Source organism: Nannocystis punicea, from assembly GCF_026965555.1.
Taxonomy (GTDB): domain Bacteria; phylum Myxococcota_A; class Polyangia; order Nannocystales; family Nannocystaceae; genus Nannocystis; species Nannocystis punicea.
This window is the reverse complement of record NZ_CP114040.1, coordinates 3,109,190-3,132,343: the sequence shown is the minus strand read 5'-3', so window position 1 is coordinate 3,132,343 and position 23,154 is coordinate 3,109,190. Positions and strand designations below refer to the sequence as shown.

15 protein-coding genes are annotated in these 23,154 nt (G+C 72.1%); 6 read left to right on the top strand and 9 right to left on the bottom strand.

Translation table 11 applies throughout. The features are described from left to right. Positions 1 to 2: 2 nt before the first annotated feature. The 4 genes from O0S08_RS11910 to O0S08_RS11895 form a co-directional block, all read right to left on the bottom strand. Positions 3 to 2,081 (bottom strand): serine/threonine-protein kinase, encoded by a 2,079-nt coding sequence (locus tag O0S08_RS11910; RefSeq protein ID WP_269039207.1) that lies wholly within the window; start codon positions 2,079 to 2,081, stop codon positions 3 to 5. Between the two features lie 165 nt (positions 2,082 to 2,246). Beyond that, entirely contained in the window at positions 2,247 to 2,618 is a 372-nt protein-coding gene (locus O0S08_RS11905) for a response regulator (protein ID WP_269039206.1), read from the bottom strand. Continuing rightward, complete coding sequence (locus O0S08_RS11900) at positions 2,615 to 3,925, bottom strand: sensor histidine kinase (protein WP_269039205.1); 1,311 nt, start codon at positions 3,923 to 3,925, stop codon at positions 2,615 to 2,617. Before O0S08_RS11900 ends, O0S08_RS11905 begins: the two co-directional genes overlap by 4 nt. 197 nt (positions 3,926 to 4,122) lie before the next feature. Then, positions 4,123 to 4,584: a DUF6918 family protein gene (locus tag O0S08_RS11895; RefSeq protein WP_269039204.1), complete on the bottom strand. Its 462-nt coding sequence runs from the start codon at positions 4,582 to 4,584 to the stop codon at positions 4,123 to 4,125. Between the two features lie 370 nt (positions 4,585 to 4,954). Between O0S08_RS11895 and O0S08_RS11890 the strand changes: the two genes are divergently transcribed. Both O0S08_RS11890 and O0S08_RS11885 read left to right on the top strand, forming a co-directional pair. Beyond that, positions 4,955 to 7,294: a S9 family peptidase gene (locus O0S08_RS11890; RefSeq protein ID WP_269039203.1), complete on the top strand. Its 2,340-nt coding sequence runs from the start codon at positions 4,955 to 4,957 to the stop codon at positions 7,292 to 7,294. Further along, the gene (locus O0S08_RS11885) at positions 7,291 to 9,306 is read left to right on the top strand and encodes an ATP-dependent helicase (protein ID WP_269039202.1); all 2,016 of its coding nucleotides are present in this window, start codon (positions 7,291 to 7,293) and stop codon (positions 9,304 to 9,306) included. The genes O0S08_RS11890 and O0S08_RS11885 overlap by 4 nt, the downstream gene beginning before the upstream one ends. Positions 9,307 to 9,591: 285 nt before the next feature. Here the strand turns inward: O0S08_RS11885 and O0S08_RS11880 are convergent, their stop codons facing one another. Next, positions 9,592 to 9,789: a hypothetical protein gene (locus O0S08_RS11880; protein WP_096326703.1), complete on the bottom strand. Its 198-nt coding sequence runs from the start codon at positions 9,787 to 9,789 to the stop codon at positions 9,592 to 9,594. Positions 9,790 to 10,253: 464 nt separating this feature from the next. Beyond that, positions 10,254 to 10,862, bottom strand: a complete 609-nt coding sequence (locus O0S08_RS11875; RefSeq protein WP_269039201.1) for a tRNA (adenosine(37)-N6)-threonylcarbamoyltransferase complex ATPase subunit type 1 TsaE — start codon at positions 10,860 to 10,862, stop codon at positions 10,254 to 10,256. 76 nt (positions 10,863 to 10,938) lie between these two features. On the opposite strand from O0S08_RS11875, the gene O0S08_RS11870 reads away from it, so the two are divergent. The 4 genes from O0S08_RS11870 to O0S08_RS11855 all read left to right on the top strand — a co-directional run bounded on the left by O0S08_RS11870 (position 10,939) and on the right by O0S08_RS11855 (position 17,767). Continuing rightward, positions 10,939 to 13,071, top strand: a complete 2,133-nt coding sequence (locus O0S08_RS11870) for a M1 family metallopeptidase (protein WP_269039200.1) — start codon at positions 10,939 to 10,941, stop codon at positions 13,069 to 13,071. Beyond that, positions 13,068 to 13,841, top strand: coding sequence for a hypothetical protein (locus O0S08_RS11865; RefSeq protein ID WP_269039199.1), 774 nt, complete (start codon positions 13,068 to 13,070; stop codon positions 13,839 to 13,841). The genes O0S08_RS11870 and O0S08_RS11865 overlap by 4 nt, the downstream gene beginning before the upstream one ends. Positions 13,842 to 14,221: 380 nt before the next feature. Then, the gene (locus O0S08_RS11860; protein WP_269039198.1) at positions 14,222 to 16,024 is read left to right on the top strand and encodes a TlpA family protein disulfide reductase; all 1,803 of its coding nucleotides are present in this window, start codon (positions 14,222 to 14,224) and stop codon (positions 16,022 to 16,024) included. 303 nt (positions 16,025 to 16,327) lie between these two features. After that, positions 16,328 to 17,767 (top strand): right-handed parallel beta-helix repeat-containing protein, encoded by a 1,440-nt coding sequence (locus tag O0S08_RS11855; RefSeq protein ID WP_269039197.1) that lies wholly within the window; start codon positions 16,328 to 16,330, stop codon positions 17,765 to 17,767. A gap of 63 nt (positions 17,768 to 17,830) precedes the next feature. Here O0S08_RS11855 and O0S08_RS11850 read toward each other — a convergent pair whose 3' ends face one another. The 3 genes from O0S08_RS11850 to O0S08_RS11840 form a co-directional block, all read right to left on the bottom strand. Continuing rightward, positions 17,831 to 20,950, bottom strand: coding sequence for an efflux RND transporter permease subunit (locus tag O0S08_RS11850; RefSeq protein WP_269039196.1), 3,120 nt, complete (start codon positions 20,948 to 20,950; stop codon positions 17,831 to 17,833). After that, positions 20,947 to 22,314, bottom strand: coding sequence for an efflux RND transporter periplasmic adaptor subunit (locus tag O0S08_RS11845; protein WP_269039195.1), 1,368 nt, complete (start codon positions 22,312 to 22,314; stop codon positions 20,947 to 20,949). The genes O0S08_RS11850 and O0S08_RS11845 overlap by 4 nt, the downstream gene beginning before the upstream one ends. A 137-nt stretch (positions 22,315 to 22,451) precedes the next feature. Continuing rightward, positions 22,452 to 23,141 (bottom strand): NAD(P)H-binding protein, encoded by a 690-nt coding sequence (locus O0S08_RS11840; RefSeq protein ID WP_269039194.1) that lies wholly within the window; start codon positions 23,139 to 23,141, stop codon positions 22,452 to 22,454. Positions 23,142 to 23,154: the final 13 nt, after the last annotated feature.

Below are 23,154 nucleotides of genomic sequence, written 5' to 3'. Positions count from 1 at the left end.
GCTCACGGCAGGGCCAGGTCGACCTTCTTGGCCAGGATCGTCTTGGCCAGCGAGCGCAGGGCCGCCTCGCGCTCGGTCGCCACGCGCAGGCGCTCGGACAGCACCTCGATCACCGCGAGGCCGATGTCGCCGCTCTCGCGCACGATCTTGCGGAAGCGGTCGGCCCCCAGCATCAGCGCCCGCACCGGCTCCTCGGTGGCGAACACCCCGGCCGTGCGCGCCGACTGGCTGAGCACCGCGACCTCGCCGCAGACGTCGCCGGGCTTGAGGCGGTTGATGACGGCGCCGTCACGCACGACCTCGACCGTGCCCTCGAGCAGGATGCACAGCGCGTCGCCGGGCGCCCCCTGCTCGAACACCGGCTGCAGCGGCGCGAACGCGACCTCGTGGCAGGCCTCGGCGATCGGCAGCAGCGCGGCCGTCGGCACCGCGTTGAACAGGCTGATCTTGCGCAGGAACATGATGCGACCGATGAGCGTGCGCAGGCTGTGCGGGGCGCGAGAGGCGTCGATCTCCTCCTCGTCGGCGTCGCCGCACAGCGTGCTGACCACGTTGAGCCACGGGTCGTCGATCACCGGCCCGGGCCGCTGCAGGTCCGACGTCGAGATCGGCGACAGCTCGCGCGAGCGGGTCAGCCGTCGGCCCGCGCGCACGATCCCGGTGAAGCACTTCTGGCTCAGCGTCAGCAGCAGCTCCATCGCCGCCTCGCGGGTCGGCCCCGACGTCGGCACCGACGAGGGATAGATGCGCATGAACACCCGCCAGTACAGCTCGCCGGCGGCGTCGCCGAGGCTGTCGATCTCGCTGTCGCTCTCGAGCCCGCGCAAGATCAATTGCCCCGCGTCGCGGTACACCGCCATCAGCTCGCGGCGCAGGTCGACCAGCCGCGGCTCGTCCATCAAGCCGGTCGGCGCCTCCTCGCCCTCGTCGCTCGGGCGCCCGGCCAGCCAGTAGTCGCACTCCTCCTCGAGCGGGCGCAGGCGGTCGAGCAGCAGGTGGGCCGCGTCGAGCGAGCGGCGGGCCAGCTCCGACCGGCGCATCCGCTCGCGCGAGCCCTCGAGGTACGCGTCGAGGTCGGCCAGCAGCTCGACCACCGAGCTGTAGCGGTGCTCGCGGTTCTTGCTCAGCGCTCGCCGGCAGATGTCCTCGACGCCCGGCGGGATCGGCCGGTTCGGCGCGCGCTTCGACGGCGGCTCGACCTGCTCGACCATCACGCGCATCAGCACCTCCTTGGCGTTGGCGCCCTGGAAGGGCTGCGTGAGCGTGAGGATCTCGTAGAGGATCACCCCGAGCGACCAGATGTCGCTGCGGACATCGAGGTCGTGACCGGCCTTGGTGATCTGCTCCGGCGCCATGTACTCGGGCGTGCCCGCGTGCATGTGCGCCCGCGCCTGCCGGCGCCCCTGCGGGCCCATCACCTGCGCCAGGCCCCAGTCGACCAGCACGACCTCGCCGTACTCGCCGATGAGCACGTTCTCCGGCTTGAGGTCGCAGTGCAGCACCCCGCGCGCGTGGGCGTAGGCGACCGCGCGGCACAGCTCGATGAAGCAGCCGAGCAGGCGGTACATGCCGAAGCTGTGCGTCGTCGCCGGGTCGCCCTCGTGCAGCGCGTCGATGATCTGCGACAGCGGCCGCCCGGTCAGCCGCTTCATCGTGTAGTAGAGCCCCAGCGTCGGGCTGCAGCCGAGGTCGTAGGCCGGCACGATGTTCGGGTGCTCGAGGCCCCCGGTGATGATCGCCTCCTCGACGAACGCCTGCACCCGCACCGGGTCGTTCACGTGGTGCGGCGACAGCACCTTGACCGCCACGGTGCGCCGCATGCTGCGGTCGGCCCCCAGGTAGACCACCCCGCCGCCCCCGCGGCCCAGTTGGTCGCCCACGGCGTAGCGGCCGTCGCCGATGCCGTCGATCGGCGGACCCAGCTCGTCGAGGCCGGGGCTCACCTGCGGCTCGACCTCGATGTCGCGGAGGTAACGGACGATCTGCGGTTCGGTCCCCGTCACCGCGGGCCGGAGCTCGGCCATGGCCGGCTCATCCTCCTCGTCCGGCTTGTCCCACGGCCATCGCTTCGTCCCGCTCATGCGCGGACGGCAGCATAACAAAGGACGCGGGGGCGCGATCGCGCTCCATCGCCCGGCGGGCCGCATCTGCGGCCCCCGGCAGCGCCGACCGCACGCGGCCCGTTCGCCGCACGGCTCGCTGCGGGCGGTCCGCGGTCGACGCTCCTCGCGCCGCCCGACGCGACGTCACGCCTCCGCCCGCGGCGCCGCCTCGGCCACCGCCGCCAGCAGGTCGCTGATCTCGAACGGCTTGGCGAAGCAGGCCGCCGCTCGCAGCTGCGCGGTCCGCTGCGACGCCCGCGTGTCGCCGGTGATGACGATCGTCGGGATGGCGGCCATCGACGGGTCGCGCAGCATTTGCTCGCGGAGCTCCCACCCGCTCATCACCGGCATCATCAAGTCGAGCAGGACGAGGCAGGGCCGCAGGCCCGACTGCAGCAGCTGCAGCGCCTCCCTCCCGTTCGGCGCAGTGACGACCTCGTAGCCCTCGCCCTCGAGGACCAGGCCCATCGTCTCGCGGATGTCCCTGTCGTCCTCGACCACCAGCACCGGGCTCACGGCGTGGACTCCCGGGCCTCGACGGACCGCTCGACCCGCCACCCCGGGGCCGGCGGCAGCGTGCGCGGGAGGTCGACGGTGAACGTCGCCCCGGCGCCGGGTCGGCTGTCGACCGCGATCCGGCCGCCGTGCATCTCGACGAACCGGCGGGCGATGTAGAGCCCGAGCCCCAGCCCGCCGTGGGTCTCGACCGGGGCCGCGCGCTCGAACGGGTCGAAGATCCGCTCGAGCGCCTCGGGGGCGATGCCGATCCCGCGGTCGGCCACCTGCAGGCGCGCCTCGTCGCCGTGGAGCGTGATCGTGACGTCGATCGGCCGCCGCTCGCCGTACTTGATCGCGTTCGTCAGCAGGTTGGTGACGATCTGGTCGAGGCGGCCCGCGTCCCACAGGCCCACCGCCGACGTCGTCCCGTGCAGGCGGATCTCCCCCGGCTCGACCATCTCGCTGGCCGACAGCAGCTCGATCACGCCCTGCGTCACCGCCACCAGATCGACCTCCGCCCGCTCGAGGCGGATGCGCCCGATCTGCAGCCGCGTCGTGTCGAGCATCTCCGACACCAGCAGCTCGAGCCGGCGCAGCTGGCGGTGCAGCACCGCCACCGGGTGGCGCGCCGCCTCCGGCAGCTCCGCGCTCTCGAGCCGGCGCAGCGCCAGCTTGGTCGCGGTGAGCGGCGTCGACAGCTCGTGCGAGGCGATGCGAATGAACTCGTCGCGGACCCGCAGCTGCCGGCTCTGCTCGCGCTCCAGCGCGAACATCCGCTCGGCGTCGAGCGACAGCGGCTCGCGCGGCTCCTCGGTCGGCGTGTCGACCACCGCCTCCCAGCTCTCGACGTAGCCGCGCTCGACGTGGAAGGTGTTCTTGACCAGCTCGAGCTCCTTGCCGAACGCCGCCAGGCCGTCGTGGATCACCGCGCTGAGCGGGCACGAGATGAACGTCTCACCGCCGGCGGCGACGATCCGCTCGTACGCGCGGAGCCCGAGCAGGCGGTGCCAGCGGGCCTGGATCAGGTTGTTCTCCCACCGCACCACCTCGAGGTCGACGAAGCCGTGGTCGACGAAGAAGCCGATCGTCTTCTCGAGCACCTCGTCGAGCGTGCCTGCCCCGCCGAGGTCGTAGCCGACCTCCTCGAGGTACTCGCGGATCCGCCGCCCCATCTCGCGCACCAGCACGCGCACCGACGCCGGGTCGTAGAGCGACAGCGTGCGCCCGAGGCCGTACACGTACGCCTCGTAGAGCGACCGGCGGAACTCGGCCGCGCTCGACGCCTGGGTCTCGCGCGTCGCCAGCGCCTGCTCGAGCTCAGCCACGCGCTTGCGGAGCGCACGGACCTCTTCCGTGTCTCCGGATGCAGCAGCCTCAGCAGGAGCCGGAGTGGACACCTCGTCTCTCCCCGAGGTTCACGGTATCACGACCCTCCCTGGCCGCAAGGGATGCGCTCCAGGGGCGTCCGAGCCCTCGGAGGGGTGTGCGCGCCGGGCCCGCGGATCGCAGCCGAGGCCGGCGCTCAGGCGAGGAACGGCGCCAGAGTGCGCGCCAGCCCGGGCACTGCGATGCGGACGTGGGCCTCGGCCGAGTCGCGCAGGCGGTCGTAAGTCTTGCGCAGCGGCCCGCTGGCCTTGGCCGCGCGGCGGTCGGTGACGGTGAGCAGCGCCTGGGCGACGCGGGGCGCCTCGGTGGTCACGTGAGCGGCGAACACCGACGGCAGCGGCTCGCCGACGCGGGCGGCCTGGTCGCGGCTCTCGACGTGCATCGGCTCGAGCGCCGCGGCGAACTCGGGCAGCAGACGGTCGACGACGTCGGCCACCATCGACGGGCGGATCGCCGCGACCAGCTTGTAACCTGCCTTGATGGCCAGGGCCGAAAGGCCAGTCTTGCTCTTGACCTCGGCGTCGATCAGCGAGGCGCACGCGCGGACCACCTGCGGACGAACCTCTTCTCGGGTCAAGATCTCGACTAAGGTGGCCATGGGCACGCTTTATGGCCGATTTCCCGCGCCGGCGCAAGCCGAGGCGCCCCGCCCGGCCACCGCGAGCATCCGCCGCAGGCATCCACCGCAGGCCTCCACCGCGAGCCTCCGCAGCCGTCCACCACAGGCATCCTCCGCACCCGTCCACCGTACCCCGTTCTCCTGCGCCTCTTCTCCCGCACCGGTCCACTGCGCGTCGGGGTCCGGTGCGAGTCCGACGCGCCCCGCGGCTCCCCGTGCGTCCCGGCGGCGCCGCCGATTCGGTGCTTCCGCACACGCCGCCATGAAACCTCGTCGCCGGGCCGCCACGCCCGCGGCGCTCCGCGCGACCGCATTTACGGCGGGCGTGAGTGTGCCAAGATGCACGCGCGTGCCGTCCCTCCCGAACCTCGACGCACCGTTCGTCCGCGGCCTCGCGCTCGCATGCCTCGCGCTGGTCGGCGCGTGCGGCCGCGACGACGCGCGTCACGAGCAGCCGACTCGCCCCGTCATGACCACGCCTCCCACGCTCAAGCCCCCGCTCCCGCTCGAGGAAGCCGCCGCCTATCCGCTGCCCGGCCTCGTCGGCCCGCAGTCGATCACCTTCACCCCCGACGGCCGCGCCCTCGCCTACCTCCGCAGCCCCGAGCGCACGTTGGTGCGCCAGCTCTACCGCCGCGACCTGCGGACCGGCGAGGAGAGCCTGCTGGTCGCCCCGCCCGGCGGCGGCGCGACCGAGGCCAACCTCTCGCTCGAGGAGAAGCTGCGGCGCGAGCGGCTGCGCCAGCGCGAGCTCGGCGTCACCTCGTACGCGTGGGCCGAGGACGGCGACACCATGCTCGTCCCGCTCACCGGCAAGATCTACGTCAAGCGGCCCGAGGACAGCGAGCTGCGGCTGCTCGTCGATCCCGGCCCGGGCGCCCCGCCGGCGCTCGACGCCAAGCTCTCGCCCGACGGCAAGCGCGTCGCCTACGTCCACGACGACGAGCTGTACGTCGTCGACGTCGCCGGCGGCGCGCCGAAGCAGCTCACCACCGGCGCGCGCGGGACCGGCAAGACGAACGGCCTCGCCGAGTACATCGCCCAGGAGGAGATGCACCGCAGCCACGGCTTCTGGTGGTCCGACGACGGCAAGCAGCTCGCGTTCGTCGAGGTCGACGAGACGCACATCCCGGCCTACCGCATCGTCCACCAGGGCAAGGACCAGGTCGGCGAGGGCGCGCAGGAGGACCACCGCTACCCGTTCGCCGGCAGCCCCAACGCGCGCGTGCGGCTCGGCGTGGTCCCGGTCGCCGGCGGCCGCGTCACCTGGATGGACCTCGGCGAGTTCGAGTACCTCGCGCGCGTGAAGTGGTTCCCCGACGGCAGCCTCACCGCGCAGCTGCAGGACCGCGGCCAGCAGCACCTCCGCCTCGTGCGCCTCGACCCGCGCACCGGCAAGTCCGCCCACCTGCTCGAAGAGACAGCCGCCCCCTGGTACAACCTCCACGACGACCTGCGCCCGCTCGAGCAGGGCGCGGGCGAGCTCGCCGGCGCCTTCGTGTGGTCGTCCGAGCGGACCGGCTTCCGCCACCTCGAGCTGCGCGCCGCCGACGGCCGGCTGATCCGCGAGCTGACCTCCGGGACATGGCCCATCGACCATATCGTCGCCGTCGACGAGGAGCGCGGCCGCGTCTACTTCACCGGCTGGCGCGAGCGCCCGACCGAGCAGCACCTGTTCGCGGTCCCGCTGGCCGGCGGCGACGTCGTCCAGCTGACGCACGAGCCCGGCGTCCACGGCGTCGTCGTCGACCGGCAGAAGCGCCGCTTCGTCGACGCTCACAGCAGCGTGCAACACCCGACCCGCCTGTCGCTGCGCAGCCTCGACGACGGCAAGCTGCTCGAGGAGCTGCCCGGCGAGGACGACCCGCGCCTCGCCGGCCTCGACCTGCCGCCGCCGGAGCTGGTCAGCTTCCGCAACCGCCACGGCGACGAGCTGTGGGCGGCGATCTACCGACCTGACCCTTCGACCATCCGCGCCGACGCCCGCGGCGCCCCGGTCCCGGCCGGCCCGCCCTACCCGACCCTGGTCGCGATCTACGGCGGCCCGCACGCCCAGCGCGTCGTCGACACCTGGGGCACCACGGTCGACATGCGGGCCCAGGCGCTGCGCAGCCGCGGCTACCTCGTGATCAAGATCGACAACCGCGGCAGCGCCCGCCGCGGCCTCGCCTTCGAGGGCGCGATCCACCGCGACCTCGGCCGCGTCGAGCTCGAGGACCAGGTCGACGGCGTGCGCCACTTCGCCGGCCTCGGCCTCGTCGACCCCGAGCGCGTCGGCATCTACGGCTGGAGCTACGGCGGCTACCTGTCGGCGATGGCGATGGTGCGCCACCCCGACGTGTTCCGCCTGGCCGTCGCCGGCGCCCCCGTCACCCACTGGGACGGCTACGACACCCATTACACCGAGCGTTACATGGGCACCCCGGAGGGCAACCCCGACGGCTACCGCGAGAGCAGCGTCATGGCTCACGCCGGCGAGCTGCGCGGCGCCTTGATGCTGGTCCACGGCCTCATCGACGAGAACGTCCACTTCCGCCACACCTCGCGGCTCATCGGCGCCCTCATCCGCGCGCGCAAGCCCTACGAGCTGCTGCTGTTCCCCGACGAGCGGCACATGCCGCGCGGCCTCGAGGACCGCGTGCACATGGAAGAGCAGATCCTCGCGTTCATGCAGAAGCACCTCGGATGAAGTACGTCCTCAAGTCGAGCGCCCCGACGCGCCAGCCCTTCGACCTCGGGCGCGAGCTCAACGCCCAGCAGCTCGCGGTCGTCGAGGCCGATCCGGGCGAGATCCTCGTGCTCGCCGGCGCCGGCACCGGCAAGACCCGCACGCTCACCTACCGCGTCGCCCGCCTGGTCGCCGGCGGCTGCCAGCCCGAGCGGATCCTCCTGTGCACATTCACCAACCGCGCCGCGCGCGAGATGGTGGGCCGGGTCGAGTCGCTGCTCGGCGTCGAGATGCGGCGCTGCTCGGCCGGCACCTTCCACCACGTCGGCAACCGGATCCTCCGCCGCTACGGCGCCGCGATCGGCCTCTCGCCCGACTTCGGCATCCTCGACCCCGAGGACGCGCGCACCCTGCTCGGCGCAGTGGTGGCGGAGTTCGGCCTGCAGACATTGACCGCGCGCCGCTTCCCCCAGGCCAAGGTGCTGGCCAACCTCATCAGCCTGGCCGCCAACACCCGCAAGCCGCTGATGCAGGTGGTCGAGGAGCACGGCCTGCGCCTGCTCGACCAGGCGGTCATGATCGACGAGGTCGCGCTCCGCTTCGCCGAGCGCAAGCGGCACATGAACGTGTGCGACTTCGACGACCTCCTGATCCACTGGCTGCGCCTGCTCGAGGACCCGCGGCTGACCGAGGTCGCCGCGCTGGTGCGCTCGGCCTACGACCACGTGCTCGTCGACGAGTACCAGGACGTGAGCGCCATCCAGGGCGCCCTCGTCGACGCCATGGCCAAGGAGCATGGCAGCCTGGTGTGCGTCGGCGACGACGCCCAGTCGATCTACGGCTTCCGCGGCGCCGACTTCGCCCAGATCGCCGAGTTCCGCGCCCGCCACCCCGGCGCGCGGCTCTATCCGCTGACCATCAATTACCGCTCGACGCCCGAGGTGCTCGCGCTCGCCAATCGCAGCATCGCCCGCAACGTCAAGCAATACCCCAAGGAATTGGTGGCGGTGAAGAAGTCGGGGCCGAAGCCGGCCGTGATCCCGCTGCGCGACGTGTTCCAGCAGGCCGAGTTCATCGCCCAGCGCGTGCTCGAGCTGCACCACGAGTACGACCTGCCGCTGTCGCGCATGGCCGTGCTCTACCGCAACCACTCGCACAGCCTCGAGCTGCAGGTCGAGCTGACGCGGCGGCAGATCCCGTACACGGTACGCAGCGGCCTCCGCTTCTTCGAGCAGGCCCACATCAAGGACGTGGTCGCCTACCTGCGCGCGCGCCAGAACCCGCAGGACAGCCTGTCGTGGATCCGCCTGCTGCGGCTGTGGCCGGGGATCGGCGCGCAGACGGCCGAGCAGCTGGCGGTGCTCCTGGCCAAAGAGACAGCCGCGGGCGCCGCCTCCTCCGCGCAATTGCTGGCCGAGCAGGCCGGCCAGGCGCGCGGGCGGGGCCGGCCCGCGCTCGAGCGGCTGGCCGAGCTGTGGGCGATCCTCGAGAACCCCGACCTGCGCAGCCCGGGCGCGATGATCCGCGAGGTCGTCGCCCGCCACTACGGCGAATACACCGAGCGCAACTTCCCCAACGCCGCCGCGCGCAAGGACGACCTCGAGCACCTCGCCGGCTACGCCGAGCGCTACGACGGCGCCAACGAGTTCCTCAGCGAGCTCGCGCTGGTCCAGGGCATGAGCGCCGAGAACGTGCTCGGCGCCGAGGAGCCCGACGACATGCTCGTGCTGTCGACGGTGCACCAGGCCAAGGGCCTCGAGTGGCCGATCTGCTTCGTCCTGTGGCTGGCCGAGGGCCGCTTCCCGATGGCCACCTCGGTGCGCGACCCCGCCGACCTCGAGGAGGAGCGGCGCCTGTTCTACGTCGCCGCCACCCGCGCGGCCGACGAGCTGTACTGCTGCTACCCCGTGATCGAGGAGAGCCGCGACGGGCCGTCGCACATCATGCGCCCGAGCCGGTTCCTGGTCGAGATCGACCACAACCCGGCGGTGTTCGAGCGCTGGCAGATCGAAGAGGCGCCGGCGACCGGCTGACCTCGGGAGCATGTGCGAGCGGACATGCGCCCGGGAACATGTCCGATCGCACATGCCCGGACGGACACACCGAGGATTTGCCGCCCGCTCCGCGGCCGATCTGGCCATTCGTCGGCCGCTCCGCGGCCGATCTGGCCGCAAGAATTGCCGGAGCGGGCGAGTCGCCGGCAAAATCGTCGATCGGGCCGTCGGCGTGAGAATCGCCGCAGGCCACGAAAAAAGGCCGCCCCGGACGGGAGCGGCCTTTTTTCTTTCGCTTCGTGCGACCCTTCAGGGTCGGACGGCCTACAGGTCGTAGGGGCGAACGGTGCTGCGGTTGTTGCTCTTGCAGCGCTCGATCGCGGCGCCGAGCAGCTCGTGGACCTTGTCGGACACGGCCTGGATCAGCTCGCCATCGCTGCGGAGACCCGCGTCACGGATGACGTCCTTGACCTTGCTGCCGACGACGAGGATTTCCTTGGGTGCCTTGTTCTTGGTTGCCATTGTTGGTTCTTTCGCTCGTACGTCCGTGCGGACGAGAATGTGGAGGAGGTCGCGGTAGATCGGAGAAGCCCGACCTCGTTGCTCGGCAAGGACCATAATCCGGAACATGTGCTCTGCAAAGGCAAATTTGCAGCGTAGGAGCCAACTTTTTTCGGGGAGGGGCTGCGGGGAGGGGGTAGCGGCCCGTGTACCTTAGGTCTCGCGGACCAGTCGGCGACCTCGATCGCACCTTCGACGACGCGCATGCGAGGCCGCTAAATCGGCGAAATTCCATGAATCTGGGCCTCTACGCGCCGCCGCGGCCGCCGAATTGCTCGACGTCGGCGCGCCACAACTCGATGCTGCGAGCAGAGTCCGATCTCCCTGAAGCCCGCGTCACAGCCTGAGAGGCCCAGTAGATCGCATCTGCCCTGACGGCCGAGTACTCGCCGGCCAGGTCTCTTGCGACCTTGCCTTTCCTTCCTTTAAGAGGAGGAGAGGCCGTCGCAGGCGACCGACCATGCGGACAGCAGCGCGGCCGCACGGGGGCCAGTGGCCGCGGCGAACAGGGATCTGCGGTCCACGGACGGACGCGTCAGCGTGATCGCCAGGTGATCCGCGGGCGGTGAACGCCACCGAGATCCCCACTCGACGATCATCGCCGCCCCCCGCTCGAGGCTCGGCTGTTCGGCCGCTTCGCCGAGCGCACCGGCCTCGCCGAGCATCTCCTCGAGGTCGAGGGAATCGAAGCCTGCGCCGCCGCCGAGGCCCTCGTCGCCGTCGCCGCCGAGGCGGAACAGATCGACGTGGACGAGGCTCGGGCCGCGGCCGTGGTGGACCATGCAGAGCGTGAAGGTCGGGCTCTGGACGCGACCGGGATGAGACACGCCGAGGCCGACGGCGATCGCACGGGTGAGCGTCGTCTTGCCGGCGCCCATGGGGCCGTGGAGGAGCACCGCGTCCCCGGCCTGCAGACAGGCACCGAGCGCGCGCCCGCGCAGCGCCAGCGCCTCCTGGTCGAGGTCGGTGAATTCCAGCGATCGTCGGTCGCCGTCGTCGGCACTCGCGCCCATGTCGGTCGGCCCTGCGCTCACGCCGCGAGTGTACACGCGGCGGAGCGCAGAGGCGGCCTTGTGCGCCGCGAAACTCCGGTGGTACAGGGCTGGTCCGATGCTCGCAGTGGGCTCCTCTCTCCTCCGCCGCGCCGCCGCATGCGCCCTCGTGGGCGCCCTCGCGTGCGAGCCGGCGGCGGCGCCGGAGCGGCGCGTGGCCGACCCCGTCGACCCGCTGCGGCCGCTCGACGTCCGCGGCCCGATCCCCGCCGGCATCAAGCTCGCCGACTACGTCCTCGACGCCAGCCTCGACGCCGACAAGCACACGGTCACCGGCACCGCGCGGATCACCTGGCGCAACAACACCCGCTCGCCCGTCGATTCGCTGGTGCTCCACCTCTATATGAACGGCTTCCGCGCCGAGGACACCGCGTGGATGGCCGAGGCCCGCGGAGCGCACCGCGGCGCGCGCCAGGACAAGGGCGACGGGAAGTGGGGCTACATCGATGTCCGCGCCGCTCGCCTGCTCGCGCACGGCGACGCCGCCGACTTCAAGGCCCCCGAGCAGCGCGACGCCGCCGCGGCCCCGCTCGCGCTGGTCGAGGGCAGCGATCCCAGCCTCGGCACGATCGCCCTGCCGCGCCCCGTCGGCCCCGACGAGGTCGTCACCGTCGAGCTCGACTTCTTCACCCAGCTGCCGCGGGTGTTCGCGCGCACCGGCTACGAGGGCGACTTCCACATGGTCGGCCAGTGGTACCCGAAGCTGGCCGTGCGCCACGAGGGCGGCTGGCAGGCCCACGTCTTCACCCTGAACAGCGAGTTCTACGCCGACTTCGGCGACTACGAGGTCCACCTGGATGTCCCCGAGGACATGGTCGTCGGGGCAACCGGCGTGCTGGTCGACGAGCGGCCGCCGGAGGGCGGGCGCAAGCGGCTGCACTACCGCGCCGACACGGTGCACGACTTCGCGTGGGCCGCCTCGCCCGACTTCCTCGAGTACGGCGACATGTGGCGTGACGTCAGGATCCGCCAGCTGATCCCGCGCGCGCTGGCGGCCGACGCCCAGCGCCACCTCGACGCCCAGATCGCCGCGCTCGAGAGCATGGACGCCCGCTTCGGGCCCTACCCGTGGTCGACGATCACGATCGTGCACCCGCCGGACACCGCGAGCGGCGCCCAGGGCATGGAGTACCCGACCCTCTTCACCACGACGGACATCCTGCGCCTGCCGCTGCCGCTGCGCCTGCTCGGCATCCACGAGCTCCTCACCGGCGAGTTCACCACCATCCACGAGTTCGGCCACCAGTACTTCCAGGGCCTGCTCGCCTCCGACGAGGCGACCCAGCCGTGGCTCGACGAGGGCATCAACTCGTTCTCCAACACCCTCGTGTTCGACGACTGGCTCGGCGAAGACGCCACCATCGCCCGGATCGGCAACCAGCGCGTCTCCACGACCGACATGATCCGCGTCGCCCTGCCGGCGGCCGCCGGGCTCGACCCGGTCGACAGCCGGGCCGACGAGTACCGCGACATCACCGGCACCTTCGGCGGCACCGTCTACCGCAAGACCGCCGCCCTGTTCCACACCCTGCGCGCGCTCGCCGGCCCCGAGAAGTTCGACCGCGCCTTCCGCGTGTACTGCGACACCTGGCGCTTCCGCCACCCGACCGGCGACGACCTGAAGGCCGTGCTGCTGCGCGAATTGGGCCAAAAGGTCAGGATCTCCGAGACAGGTCCCGAAGGACAGCCGGTCGACCTCGACCTGCGCGACTTCCTCGACCAGGGCCTGCAGGCGACCTCCGCGGTCGACTTCGCGGTGGCCCGGATCGCCAACCGGCGGGCCCTCGGCGGCAGCGGCTGGCGCCGCGGCCAGGACGGCGCGCTCGCGCTGGTCGAGGCGGAGGCCGAGCCCGAGGGCGAGGAGCTCGAGGCGGCCGCCACCGAGGCCTTCGCGCTGGTCGTGCGCGAGGGCGAGTTCCGCGTGCCGGTCGAGGTCGAGTTCGAGTTCACCGACGGCGCGCACGAGCGGGTCTGGTGGGACGGCCAGGCCCGCTACCGCGTGTTCAACTTCCCCGGGCGCAAGCTGGCCGCGGTCGCCGTCGACCCCGACGACAAGCTGCTGCTCGAGGGCGAGCGCCTCGACAACCGGCTCCACGCCCCCGGCCAGCGCCGGCCTGACGGCGTCAGCGACCCGGTGGCCCGCTTCCACGAGGCCCTCGACCTCGCCCTGCTCGGAGGGCTCGGCCTGTGAAGTCGCTGCGCCGCGTCCTCCGCGTCCCCGGCCTGTGGCTCGGCCTGTGCGCGCTGCACCTCGGCCTCGCCTGGGGCGCGGCCCAGCTGGTCTTCGGGGCCGTGCGCCGGGCCATGGGCGGCCACCTGTGGGTCCATCCCGACCGCCTGATCGCCGCGCTCGTCGAGCTCCTGCCGCTGAACCCCGCCCTGCTCGCGGTGTTCGTCGCCGCCGCCGTCGCCAGCGGCCTCCTCGGCGCCGCGATCGCCCTGCTCGTCCGCGGCGGCGCGCTGCTCCGCCTCGACGACCCCAGCGACCGGGGCACCCGCGCCTGGGCCGAGTTCGGCCGCGCCAGCCTCGGCAACCTCCCGGTGCTGGCGCTGATCGGCCTCTACGGCCTGGTGCTCCGCCTCGTCCTCAGCTTCGTCGCCAACGCCCTGGCCGGCTCGCACGCGCTCGTCGAGCTGGTCGTGCTGATCCTCCTCCTGACCTTTGCGACATGTTCCGGAGACCTCGCGGCCGCCCGCCGCGTGCTCCGCGGCGAGCGCGGCGTCCACCCGCGCGAGTACCTGCGCGCCTGCCTCGACGTGGCCAAGAACCCGCGCCTGTGGCTGGCCTCCGGCGCCCTCACCCTGGCCCGCTGGGCCGTCGCCGGCGCGATCGTCCTGGTCGCCGTGCACGGGTCCGGCGAGGCCTGGTCGTCGTGGGCCGCCCGCGGCCTCGCCTGCGTCGCGGTGTTCCTCGCGCTGTGGCGCATGGCCGTCGCCGTCGAGGCCAGCCGCCGCGCCTGAGCGCGCGGCCGGCACATGGCTCTCGAGACAGCTGCCAGGTCGCCCGGGGCCGTCGCTCCGGACGAGCTCATGGGCGCGGCATGAGGCCATGTCTTTCGAGACAGATCCCAGGCGCGCCGGGCGGTCGTCGCCCCAGACCCAGCCGCACCGGGGGACATGTCTCGAGAGACAGATGACAGGCAGCACCGCAACGACATGTCTCTCGAGACATGTCCCAACGGTCCACGCGACCCGTGACCCGCGGCCTCCTCCAATGTCCCGTGGGACAGCCCGTGCCGTCGTGAACCCCGCTGCAACGCCTGGCGAGCCCTCGCGGTCTCTCGCCGCACGACGTTCCTGCTCGATGCTCGCCGACCGCTCCTCGTGCTACCCTCCGTTCCATGCGTATCGGTATGGTCTCCTGGCTGTTCTTGTTCGCCGCCTGCGGCGCTGCGACCCACGCACCGGTCGTCCCTGTCCCGTCTCCCGCCGCGGCTGCGACCCCTTCGGAGCTCGCGCCCCTCCCGGCCGTGAGCGCGATCGCCGGGCGCCTCCGCGCTCACGACGGCTCTCCGCTGCGCAAGGCCGACTTCAGCGTCCTCCGCAACGGCTTCATGAAGCCGGTCACCAGCGGGCAGCTGGCCGAGGACGGCAGCTTCCGCGTCGAGCTCGAGCCCGGCTTCTACGTGCTCAGCCTCGCCGCAGTCGATCACGCCCAGCTCGTGCAGACCCTGCGGGTCGAGGGCGTCGTCGAGGTCGAGGGCGACCTCGGCACCTACGCTCGACCGCAGCCGGGCGAGGCCCTGGACGTGAGCCTGCAGCTGCTCGACGCCGGGGGCGCCACGCTCGCCAGCGAGTCGCGCACGGCCGTCCGCACCCCCGCCGGCACCTACCGCCTCGACCTCGCCGGCCTCCCTCCACGCGCCGTCAAGCTGCGCTACCAGCTCTCCAGCGGCGCGCGCACCTACAACGGCCCGCTCGCCGACAGCTACGAGAGCGACGGCGGCGGCGACTACTGGTCGGTGGTCGACCTGGCAGGTCGCGGCGCGCTCGAGCTCGACCTCGCCGCCCTCCCGCCGCCGGGCAAGCCTGCGCGGCTCGAGTGGCGCGGCGTGGCGCCCGAGCTGCTCGCCGCGCAGACGTATCGCGAGGCCTGGTGGTCTCGCGTCGGCGAGCTGCAGCGCAGCATGACGCACATCGACGGCAAGATCCTCGTCCCCGACGCGACGCAGCAGGCAGCCGTGGCCGCGCTGGCCGCCGAGGCGCTCGCCGAGGCCGACGCCGCCGCCAGCGCGGACGCGCGGATGTTGTTGCGCCTCGCCCACCTCGACGTCTTCGTCGGCCACGACAGCGCTGCCGACGCCCGCGCCCGCGCCGACTGGTTGCTGGCCAACGTCGACCCGCTCGATCCGCGGCTCGGCGTGTTCATGAACGTCAACAACCTCCTCTACCGCGTCCTCGACTCCGCCGACGAGACCTTCGCCGCGCGGACCGAAGCGTGGCTCGCTCACGCGCAGGACAACCCGAACGCCAACGTCGCCCTCGACGCGCTCGAGTTCCTCCTCTACCGGGCGCACGAGCGGCACCTCGAGGACCGCGTCGCCGAGCTCTACGCCCGCGCCGGCGAGCCGCAGTTCGCCGGCACCTACACGGCCAAGCGCCTCGCCGAGGACTTCGATCCGGCGCGCATCCTCCAGCGCGGCAAGCAGTTCCCGGACTTCGAGTTCCCCGCGCTCGCCGGCGTCCCACCGGTCACCCGGGCCGATCGCAAGGGTCAGCTCTACTTCATCGAGTTCTGGGCCACCTGGTGCGGCCCCTGCGTCGCCGAGATGCCGGAGCTCCACGCCACCTACGCCGCCGTCAACGGCATCTCGGCCGGGTCCGGCGAGGACGGCCTGCGCAAGCTCGGCGCGGTCGATCGACCGAAGGTCGAGTTCGTGTTCGTCTCTCTCGACCAGAGCCCCGGCGCGGTCCAGTCGTTCCGCGCCGAGCACTGGTCGATGCCGTGGACCCACGCCTTCGTCGGGCGCGACGGCGAGGCCGACGTCATGGCCCGCTTCGGCTTCTCCGGCGTCCCCACCGGCGTCCTCGTCGACGGCGACGGCACCATCGTCGAGCTCGGCGCAGCGCTCCGCGGCAAGGACCTGCTGCCCGCGCTCGAGCGGGCGCTCGCGGCCCGCGCGACCGCGACCGGGCCCGGCTGAGCGCGGAGGTTCATGTCCATCAGGACATTCCTCAAAGTCCATGTCCTGATGAACATGTCCCCATGAACATTCCCTGAAGGCCCTGTCCAACCTCGTCGAGCGCCGACCCACGAGCCCGGCGGGCGCGTGAGGTCCACGAACGACCTCGTCCGCTCCACCTCATGCAGGCCCTCATGTCGCCGCCGCGCATCGAGCCGCGGCGGCCCGGGCAGCGCGACGACGTCCGTATCCCCCGCCACTGCTCGCAGTGAGCGCGCGGCGGCGCGACAATTCCGGCACCGCGATTCGTCTATGCTCGCCGCGATGACCTCGCCGAAGCTCGCCCTCTCCTCGCCGCTCCTGCTCGCCCTCCTGTCGGCCTGTGGCGGCGCCGCTGCCGGCAGCACCGGCGACGACACCGACGGCCCCACCGGCACGAGCGACGGCAGCAGCGGCACGCCCACCGGCAGCGACGACGGCACCACCACCGCCTCACCGACCGACGGCACCACCACCGCCTCGCCGACGACCTCGACCACCGGCCCCGACACCACCGGCCCCGACCCTGACCCCACCGGCACCACCACCGGCGACGAGACCGAGGACCTCGCCATCGGCGAGTGGACCGACGCTCCCGGCGCCTGTCCCGACGGCACCACCCGCGTCGACCTGACCACCGTCGACGAGCTCGCGGCCGCCTCGCGCGGCGAGGGCGAGTACGCCGACGACGGCCCCGGCACCTGCTACTTCATCCACGACGGCGAGTACGCCGGCGCCGACCCGCTGCTCTACATCCTGCACGGCGGCACGGCCGAGGCCCCGATCGTGTTCGTGGGCGAGAGCCGGGACGGCGTGCGCCTGCGCGGCCGCATGACCTTCGAGGGCGACGGCAGCCACGTGGTCGTCACCAACCTGACCTTCGACATCTCCGGCTTCGAGAAGGGCGACTCGTTCAACACCGCCAGCGTCGAGGAGGTCGAGGACGTCACGATCGACCACGTCACCTTCACCGGCGACTGCGAGACCGGCGAGGACGGCGGCCACATCGAGAGCAACCGCGCCAACGGCCTGCGCGTCGAGGCGTGCCTGATCGAGCGCTACGGCCGGTGCGGCCCCGAGGGCCACCAGGACCACGGCATCTACCTCGCCGGCGGCAGCGACATCACCGTCGTCAACAACGTGATCCGCGACAACGCCTCGCGGGGGATCCAGCTGTACACCCAGGGCGGCCAGTACGGCACCCTGGACGGCATCGTCATCGAGCGCAACCGGATCACCGGCAACGGCCACGCCGACTACGAGGACGGCATCGTCATCAACGCCGCCGGCGACGGCACCATCACCGACGTCCACGTCCGCCGCAACCTGATCTACGGCAACTACTACTCCGGCGTGCGCTTCGCCGGCCCGGCGACCGAGGCCATCGTCGTCGAGCACAACACCTTCTACGCCAACGGCGCCGGCTCGGCCGCCGGCTCGCGCTCGGAGATCAACATCGACGACGCCGGCAAGGCCAAGGGCGCCAAGATCGGGCGCAACATCTTCGCCGGCGGCCACCGCGTCATCAACGACTGCTACGACGCCGCCGCCATGGGCTTCCACCTCGACGACAACGCCGTCGACCTCCCCGTCAGCGACGGCGACGCCAGCTGCGTCGGCCCCGTCGTCGAGGCCGACCCCCAGTTCGCCGACCCCGCAGCCGGCGACTTCCACACCGCCGCGCCCGAGGTCGCCGCCTACGGCGCCTACGCCAGCCCCGGCTGAGCGCCCGCTCTTCATGAGGCCTTCAGGACATGCCCCTTGGAGCATGTCCCGAAGGCCTCGTGCTCAATCCTCTTCCTCGTCGCCGGAGAACGGCTTCGGCGCCAGGCCGAGGTCGGCCAGGACCGCGTAGGCGGCGGGGATGACGATGAGCACCAGCACGGTCGACGCGGCCAGGCCGAACACGATCGACGCCGCCACCGGGACCAGCGACTGGGCGTGGCGGCTGGTCTCGAACATGATCGGGAACAGGCCGGCGATGGTCGTCGCCGACGTCAGCAGCACCGCGCGGAAGCGGTCGCGGCTGGCCTGGGAGGCGGCGGTCGCCGGCGAGTCGCCGCGGACGCGGGCCATGTTGATGAACTCCATCAGCAGGATCGAGTCGTTGACCACCACCCCCGAGATGGCGATGAGGCCGAAGATGCTCTGCGACGACAGCGGCATGCCCATCAGCAGGTGGCCCCAGATCACCCCGACGAACGCGAACGGGATCGCCAGCATGACGATGAGCGGCGCCACGAAGCTGCGGAACTGCAGGCTCAGCAGGGCGAACACCGCGAACAGGCCGATCATCATCCGCGTCAGCATCGAGTTCAGCGCCTCGGCCGACTGCTTGGCCGCCCCGCCGGCCGCCAGGCGGACGTCCGGGAACTCGCGCTCGATCTCCGGCGCCGCCTCGGTCATGAAGCGGCTCATCACCTCCGACGCGTTGGCCTCCTCCGCCGACACCGCGCCCGTCACGGTCACGGTGCGCACGCTGTCGCGGCGGTTCAGGCGGGCGAAGCTGCTCGTCAGCTCGATGGTGGCGATCGATCCGAGCGGCATGTTGACCCCCGGCGCGACCGTGACCGGCATCAGCTCGAGGTCGGCCATGGTGTCGCGGCCGCGGTGCTCGAGCTCGACGTAGAGCTCGTAGTCCTCGCCGTGGGTGTGGAACGTCTGCACCGACACGCCCGTCAGCGCCGAGCGGACCTGCTGCGCCACCGCGCTGCCGGTCAGCCCGTACGAGCCGGCGCCGGGCCGCAGGCGCACGCGCACCTGCTCGCTGCCCGGGTCGAGGTTGTCGCCGACGTCGAACACCCCGGGGTTCTGCATGAACCACGCCTGGATCCGCTGCGACACCTCCTTCGCGCGCTCGAGGTCCTCGCTCTGGATCTCGACCTCGATCGCGTTGCCGGCCGGGCCGCCCTTCGAGCCCTCGGCGAACTTCGTCACCGCCGCGCTCGGCAGCGGCCCCGTCTCCTCGCGCCAGGCCTTCGAGAACGCCTCGAGCGTGGTCGAGCGCGCCTCGATGCCCAGCAGGTCGACCGACACCGTCGCCAGGTGCGGCCCCGACTCGTCGGTCACGTCGGCGTTGTAGTTGAAGCGGGCCGACACGTTGCGGACCAGCGGCTGCTGCTCCGGCTGCTCCGGCGTCAGCTTCTCGTTGACGCGCCAGGCCGCGGCCACCACCCGGTCGACCTCCTGCTGCGTGCGCTCCAGCGGCGCCCCCGGCGGCAGCGCCAGGCGGAACTCCGCCACGTCGCCCTCGGCCGCCGGGAACGCCACGTAGCGCAGGCGCCCGCTCGACAGCATCCCGACCGAGCCGATCAGCAGCGCCACCATCAGCCCGAGCGTCGCCCAGCGGTGGCGGACCGCGAAGTCGACCGCCCCGCCGAGGCGGCGCTCGCGGAAGCGGGCGAACCCGGCGTCGAACCACGCGCGGGCCTTGCTCTTCTGATTGGGGTCGACGTCGCGGAACGTGTGCGCGAGGTGGTTGGGCAGGATGAAGAACGCCTCGGCGAGGCTGACCGCCAGCACCGCGATCAGCACGATCGGGATCACCTGCAGCACGCGGCCGATCCGGCCCTCGATGCCCATCAGCGGCACGAACACCGCCGCTGTCGTCAGGAACGACGACACCACCCCCGACGCGACCTCCTTGACCGCGTCCACCGCCGCGCGCGTCGCCGAGGCCCCGCGCTCGCGGTGGGCCGCGAAGTTCTCGGCGAACACGATCGCGTCGTCCATCACCAGGCCGAGCGCGACCAGCATGCCCATCATCGTCATCATGTTGACGGTCTGGCCGAGCTGCCCGAGCACCCACAGCGAGCCGAGCACCGACACCGGCAGGCCGGCCGCGACCCAGAACGCCAGGCGCACGTGGAAGAACAGCCACAGCGTCACGAACACCAGCAGCAGCCCCTGCCACGCGTTGGTGAACAGGAGCCCGATCTGGTCGGCCACCGCCGAGGCCATGTTCTGCGTCAGCGTCAGCTTCACGCCGGTCGGCTTGCGCAGCTCCTGGTCGGCGAGGAACGCCTCGATCGCGCCGAGCACGTCGAGGCTGTCCTGCCACGCCGTCTTGGTGATCCCGAGCGTGCACGCGCGCTCGCCGTTGAATTGCGTCTGCTCCTCCTCGACGGCGAACGTGTCCTCGATGTGCGCCACGTCGGCGAGGCGGATCTCCGCCCCCCCGGCCGCGCCCTTGACCACCAGCTCGGCCAGCGCGCCCACGTCGGTGCGCTTGTCGGAGTAGCGGACCAGGATGTCGCCGCCGGCGCGCTCGATCGTCCCGATCGGGCTGTCGACGCTCTGGGCCTGCACCGCGGCCGCGACGTCGGCGACCGACAGCCCGTGGCGGGCCAGCGCCGACTGCTTCAGCTGAATCAACACCTGGTGCGTCGAGAAGCCCGCGATCGTCACCTGGGCGATGTGCTCGTCGCGCAGCAGCTCGCGCCGCAATTGCTCGCAGTACAGCTTGAGGTCCTGGGCCGACATCGGCCCGGTGACCGCGATCGAGGCCACCGGCGCGCGGCGGGTCGCCGCCGCGACCACCGGCGGATCGAGGTCGGGCGGCAGGTCGCGCAGGCCGTCGACCGCCGACTTGACGTCGGCCAGCACGTCGGCGAGCGGCACCTTGTCCTCGACGTCGATCGTGATCGACGCCGAGCCCTCGCGGGCCTGCGACGTCATCACCGCCACCCCGTCGAGCCCTGCCACCGCCTCCTCGATGCTCTGGACCAGCGTCTCGTCGACGATCTCGGCGTCGGCGCCGGGGTAGGCCGCGGTGATGCGGATCTGCGACGGCTCGAACTCCGGGTACGACTCGCGCCGCAGCCCGGGCAGGGCCACCAGGCCGAGGATCACGAACACCAGCATCAACAGGTTTGCGGCCGTCGGGTGCCGCGCGAAGTAGACGATCACGACGCCTCCCCGCGGGCCGCCCGCTGCAGCGCGGCGGTCCCCTCGTCATCGACGCGCGGCGCCAGCAGCATCCCCGTCAGCGCCGGCACCAGGTCCGTCAGCACGATCTTGTCGCCGGCCTGCACCTCGCCGGTCACGCACACGAACTCCTCCTGCACCAGCGTCGCCTCGACCTTGCGCAGCTCGAGCTTGTCCTCCGCGCCGACCACGTGCAGCGTCCCGTCGTGGTAGGCGGCGCGCGGCACCGCCAGGCAGTCGGCGCGCGGCGGCCCGCGCAGCTCGACCTCCACGTACAGCCCGCGGTTGAGCCGCGGCCCCTGCGGCTGCGCGCCGGCCTCGCGGCTCTCGTCGACCTGGACCACCGCGATCATCATCCGCGTGTTCGGGTCGATGCCGCCGAACCGGCGGAACTTGCCCTTCCACGCGCGCTGCACCCCCTGGCCCTCGAGGCGCACGATCGCCTCGACCGCCTCGAGCCGCGACGGCCCGCCCGGCGCCTGCTTCGTCTCCTCCGGCTTGCGCGGCGGCAGCAGCGAGCCGAGGCTGCCGACCGGCACCTGCGCCGGGATCTCGAACACGTCGATGCCGTCGCCGACCATCAGCGCCTGCCCGCCCGTCACCACCTGCTCGAGCGCCGCGTTGACCTCGCGGAGGCGCATCGTGAACGGCGCAACGATCTCCGTCTTGGCCAGCTCGAGCTTGGTCGTCGCCACCCCGGCCTGTTGCTGCTCGAGCTGCGCCTCGAGCACGCGGCGGGTCGCCGGCAGCTCGCCGAGCGTGTTGCGGAACGTCTGCACCGTCTTCTCGGCGACGATGACCGCCTTCTCGGCGACCTCGACGTCGGTCAGCGGCGCCGCGCCTTGCTCGTACAACGAGCGCACGCGCTCGAGCTCGCCGCGGGCCAGCTCGAGCGAGCGCTCGTCGATCTTGAGGTTCGACGCCGCGCTGGCCTCGCGCGCCTTGATCTCCGCGATCTGGGCCCGCACCGCCTTCACCACCGCCTCCGAGCGGCCCTGCTCGATCGCGTAGCTGCCGGGGTCGATCTTCAGCAGCACCGTCCCCTCCTGCACGATCCGTCCGGCCTCGAGCCGGTCCGCCACCTCGACCACGGTGCCGGACACCTGCGCCAGCGCTTGCCACTCGCGCTGGGCCTCGACCGCGCCGTAGCCGATCACCCGCGGCACCACCTCGATCGGCGCCAGCTCGAGCACCCGCACCGGGCGGCCTTGCTCGACCGCGCTGCGCTGGCGAGGCGCCGCGCGGGTCGCTTGCAGCCAGCCGTACACGCCGACGCCGACCAGGACGAAGGCGATGAACGTGGCGACGCTACGGAACAGGGGCTTGTCGTTCGTCGATGTCGACATGCGTCGACGCCGACTTTACACCGCCGTCATGTCCCCCGATCGGCGCGCCGCCGCCGCCGAAGCCGCGATTACGATCCCGTTACAACATGTCCGAAGAATCATGTACTGACATGCATCGCGCGCCCCGGTGGAATCCCCTACGTCGACTCACGGGCCAGCGCCGAGAACTCGTCCCAGTGGAGCACGTGCACGCCCGGGTCGTCGCGCTCCGCGTCGCGCGCCATCGCCCGCCCGAGATCGGCCACGGTGATGCCCCGAAACCGCCGCAACGGCCCTGCCAGCAGCAGGTCGAGCTTCGGCCACACCGCCAGCAAGATCGCCTGCCCCGTCCCGTAGCGGTTCTGCGGCGTCAGCAACATCGACGGGTGGAACAGGCTGGTGCGGGAGAAGCCCAGCGCGACCAGCTTCTCCTCGAGCTCGCCCTTCATCCTCAAGTAGAAGCTGCGCGAGCGGGCGTCGGCGCCGACCGCCCCGAGCAGCGCGAACGACCTCACGCCCTGGTCGCGACACGCGGTCGCGAAGTTCATCACGTAGTCGACATCGATCTTCTGCAGCTCCTCGCGCGACACCTTCGTCGGCTGCCCGACCCCGAGGGTGCAGATCGCCGCCTCGTGCCCCGCGAGCAGGGGCGCGTACGCGGCCGGGTCTTCGAGCTCGACCACGCGCTGCGCGAGCTTCGGCGACGCCGGCGCGTCGGCGATCGTTCGTCGGCCGAGGCTGGTCACCCCCGCGATCGCGGGCGACCGCAACAGCTCTGCCAGCGCCTGCCCACCCACCGCACCGCTCGCCCCCAGGATCGCCACGCGTCGCGTCGCTGCTCGCTGCATTGCCCGAACATAC

Excerpts from the sequence above, each read along its gene's own strand:
- O0S08_RS11840 (WP_269039194.1), bottom strand. The coding sequence starts at position 23,141 with ATGCAGCGAGCAGCGACGCGACGCGTGGCGATCCTGGGGGCGAGCGGT.
- O0S08_RS11855 (WP_269039197.1), top strand. The coding sequence starts at position 16,328 with ATGACCTCGCCGAAGCTCGCCCTCTCCTCGCCGCTCCTGCTCGCCCTC.
- O0S08_RS11895 (WP_269039204.1), bottom strand. The coding sequence starts at position 4,584 with ATGGCCACCTTAGTCGAGATCTTGACCCGAGAAGAGGTTCGTCCGCAG.
- O0S08_RS11860 (WP_269039198.1), top strand. The coding sequence starts at position 14,222 with ATGCGTATCGGTATGGTCTCCTGGCTGTTCTTGTTCGCCGCCTGCGGC.
- O0S08_RS11845 (WP_269039195.1), bottom strand. The coding sequence starts at position 22,314 with ATGTCGACATCGACGAACGACAAGCCCCTGTTCCGTAGCGTCGCCACG.
- O0S08_RS11880 (WP_096326703.1), bottom strand. The coding sequence starts at position 9,789 with ATGGCAACCAAGAACAAGGCACCCAAGGAAATCCTCGTCGTCGGCAGC.
- O0S08_RS11870 (WP_269039200.1), top strand. The coding sequence starts at position 10,939 with ATGCTCGCAGTGGGCTCCTCTCTCCTCCGCCGCGCCGCCGCATGCGCC.
- O0S08_RS11885 (WP_269039202.1), top strand. The coding sequence starts at position 7,291 with ATGAAGTACGTCCTCAAGTCGAGCGCCCCGACGCGCCAGCCCTTCGAC.
- O0S08_RS11910 (WP_269039207.1), bottom strand. The coding sequence starts at position 2,081 with ATGAGCGGGACGAAGCGATGGCCGTGGGACAAGCCGGACGAGGAGGAT.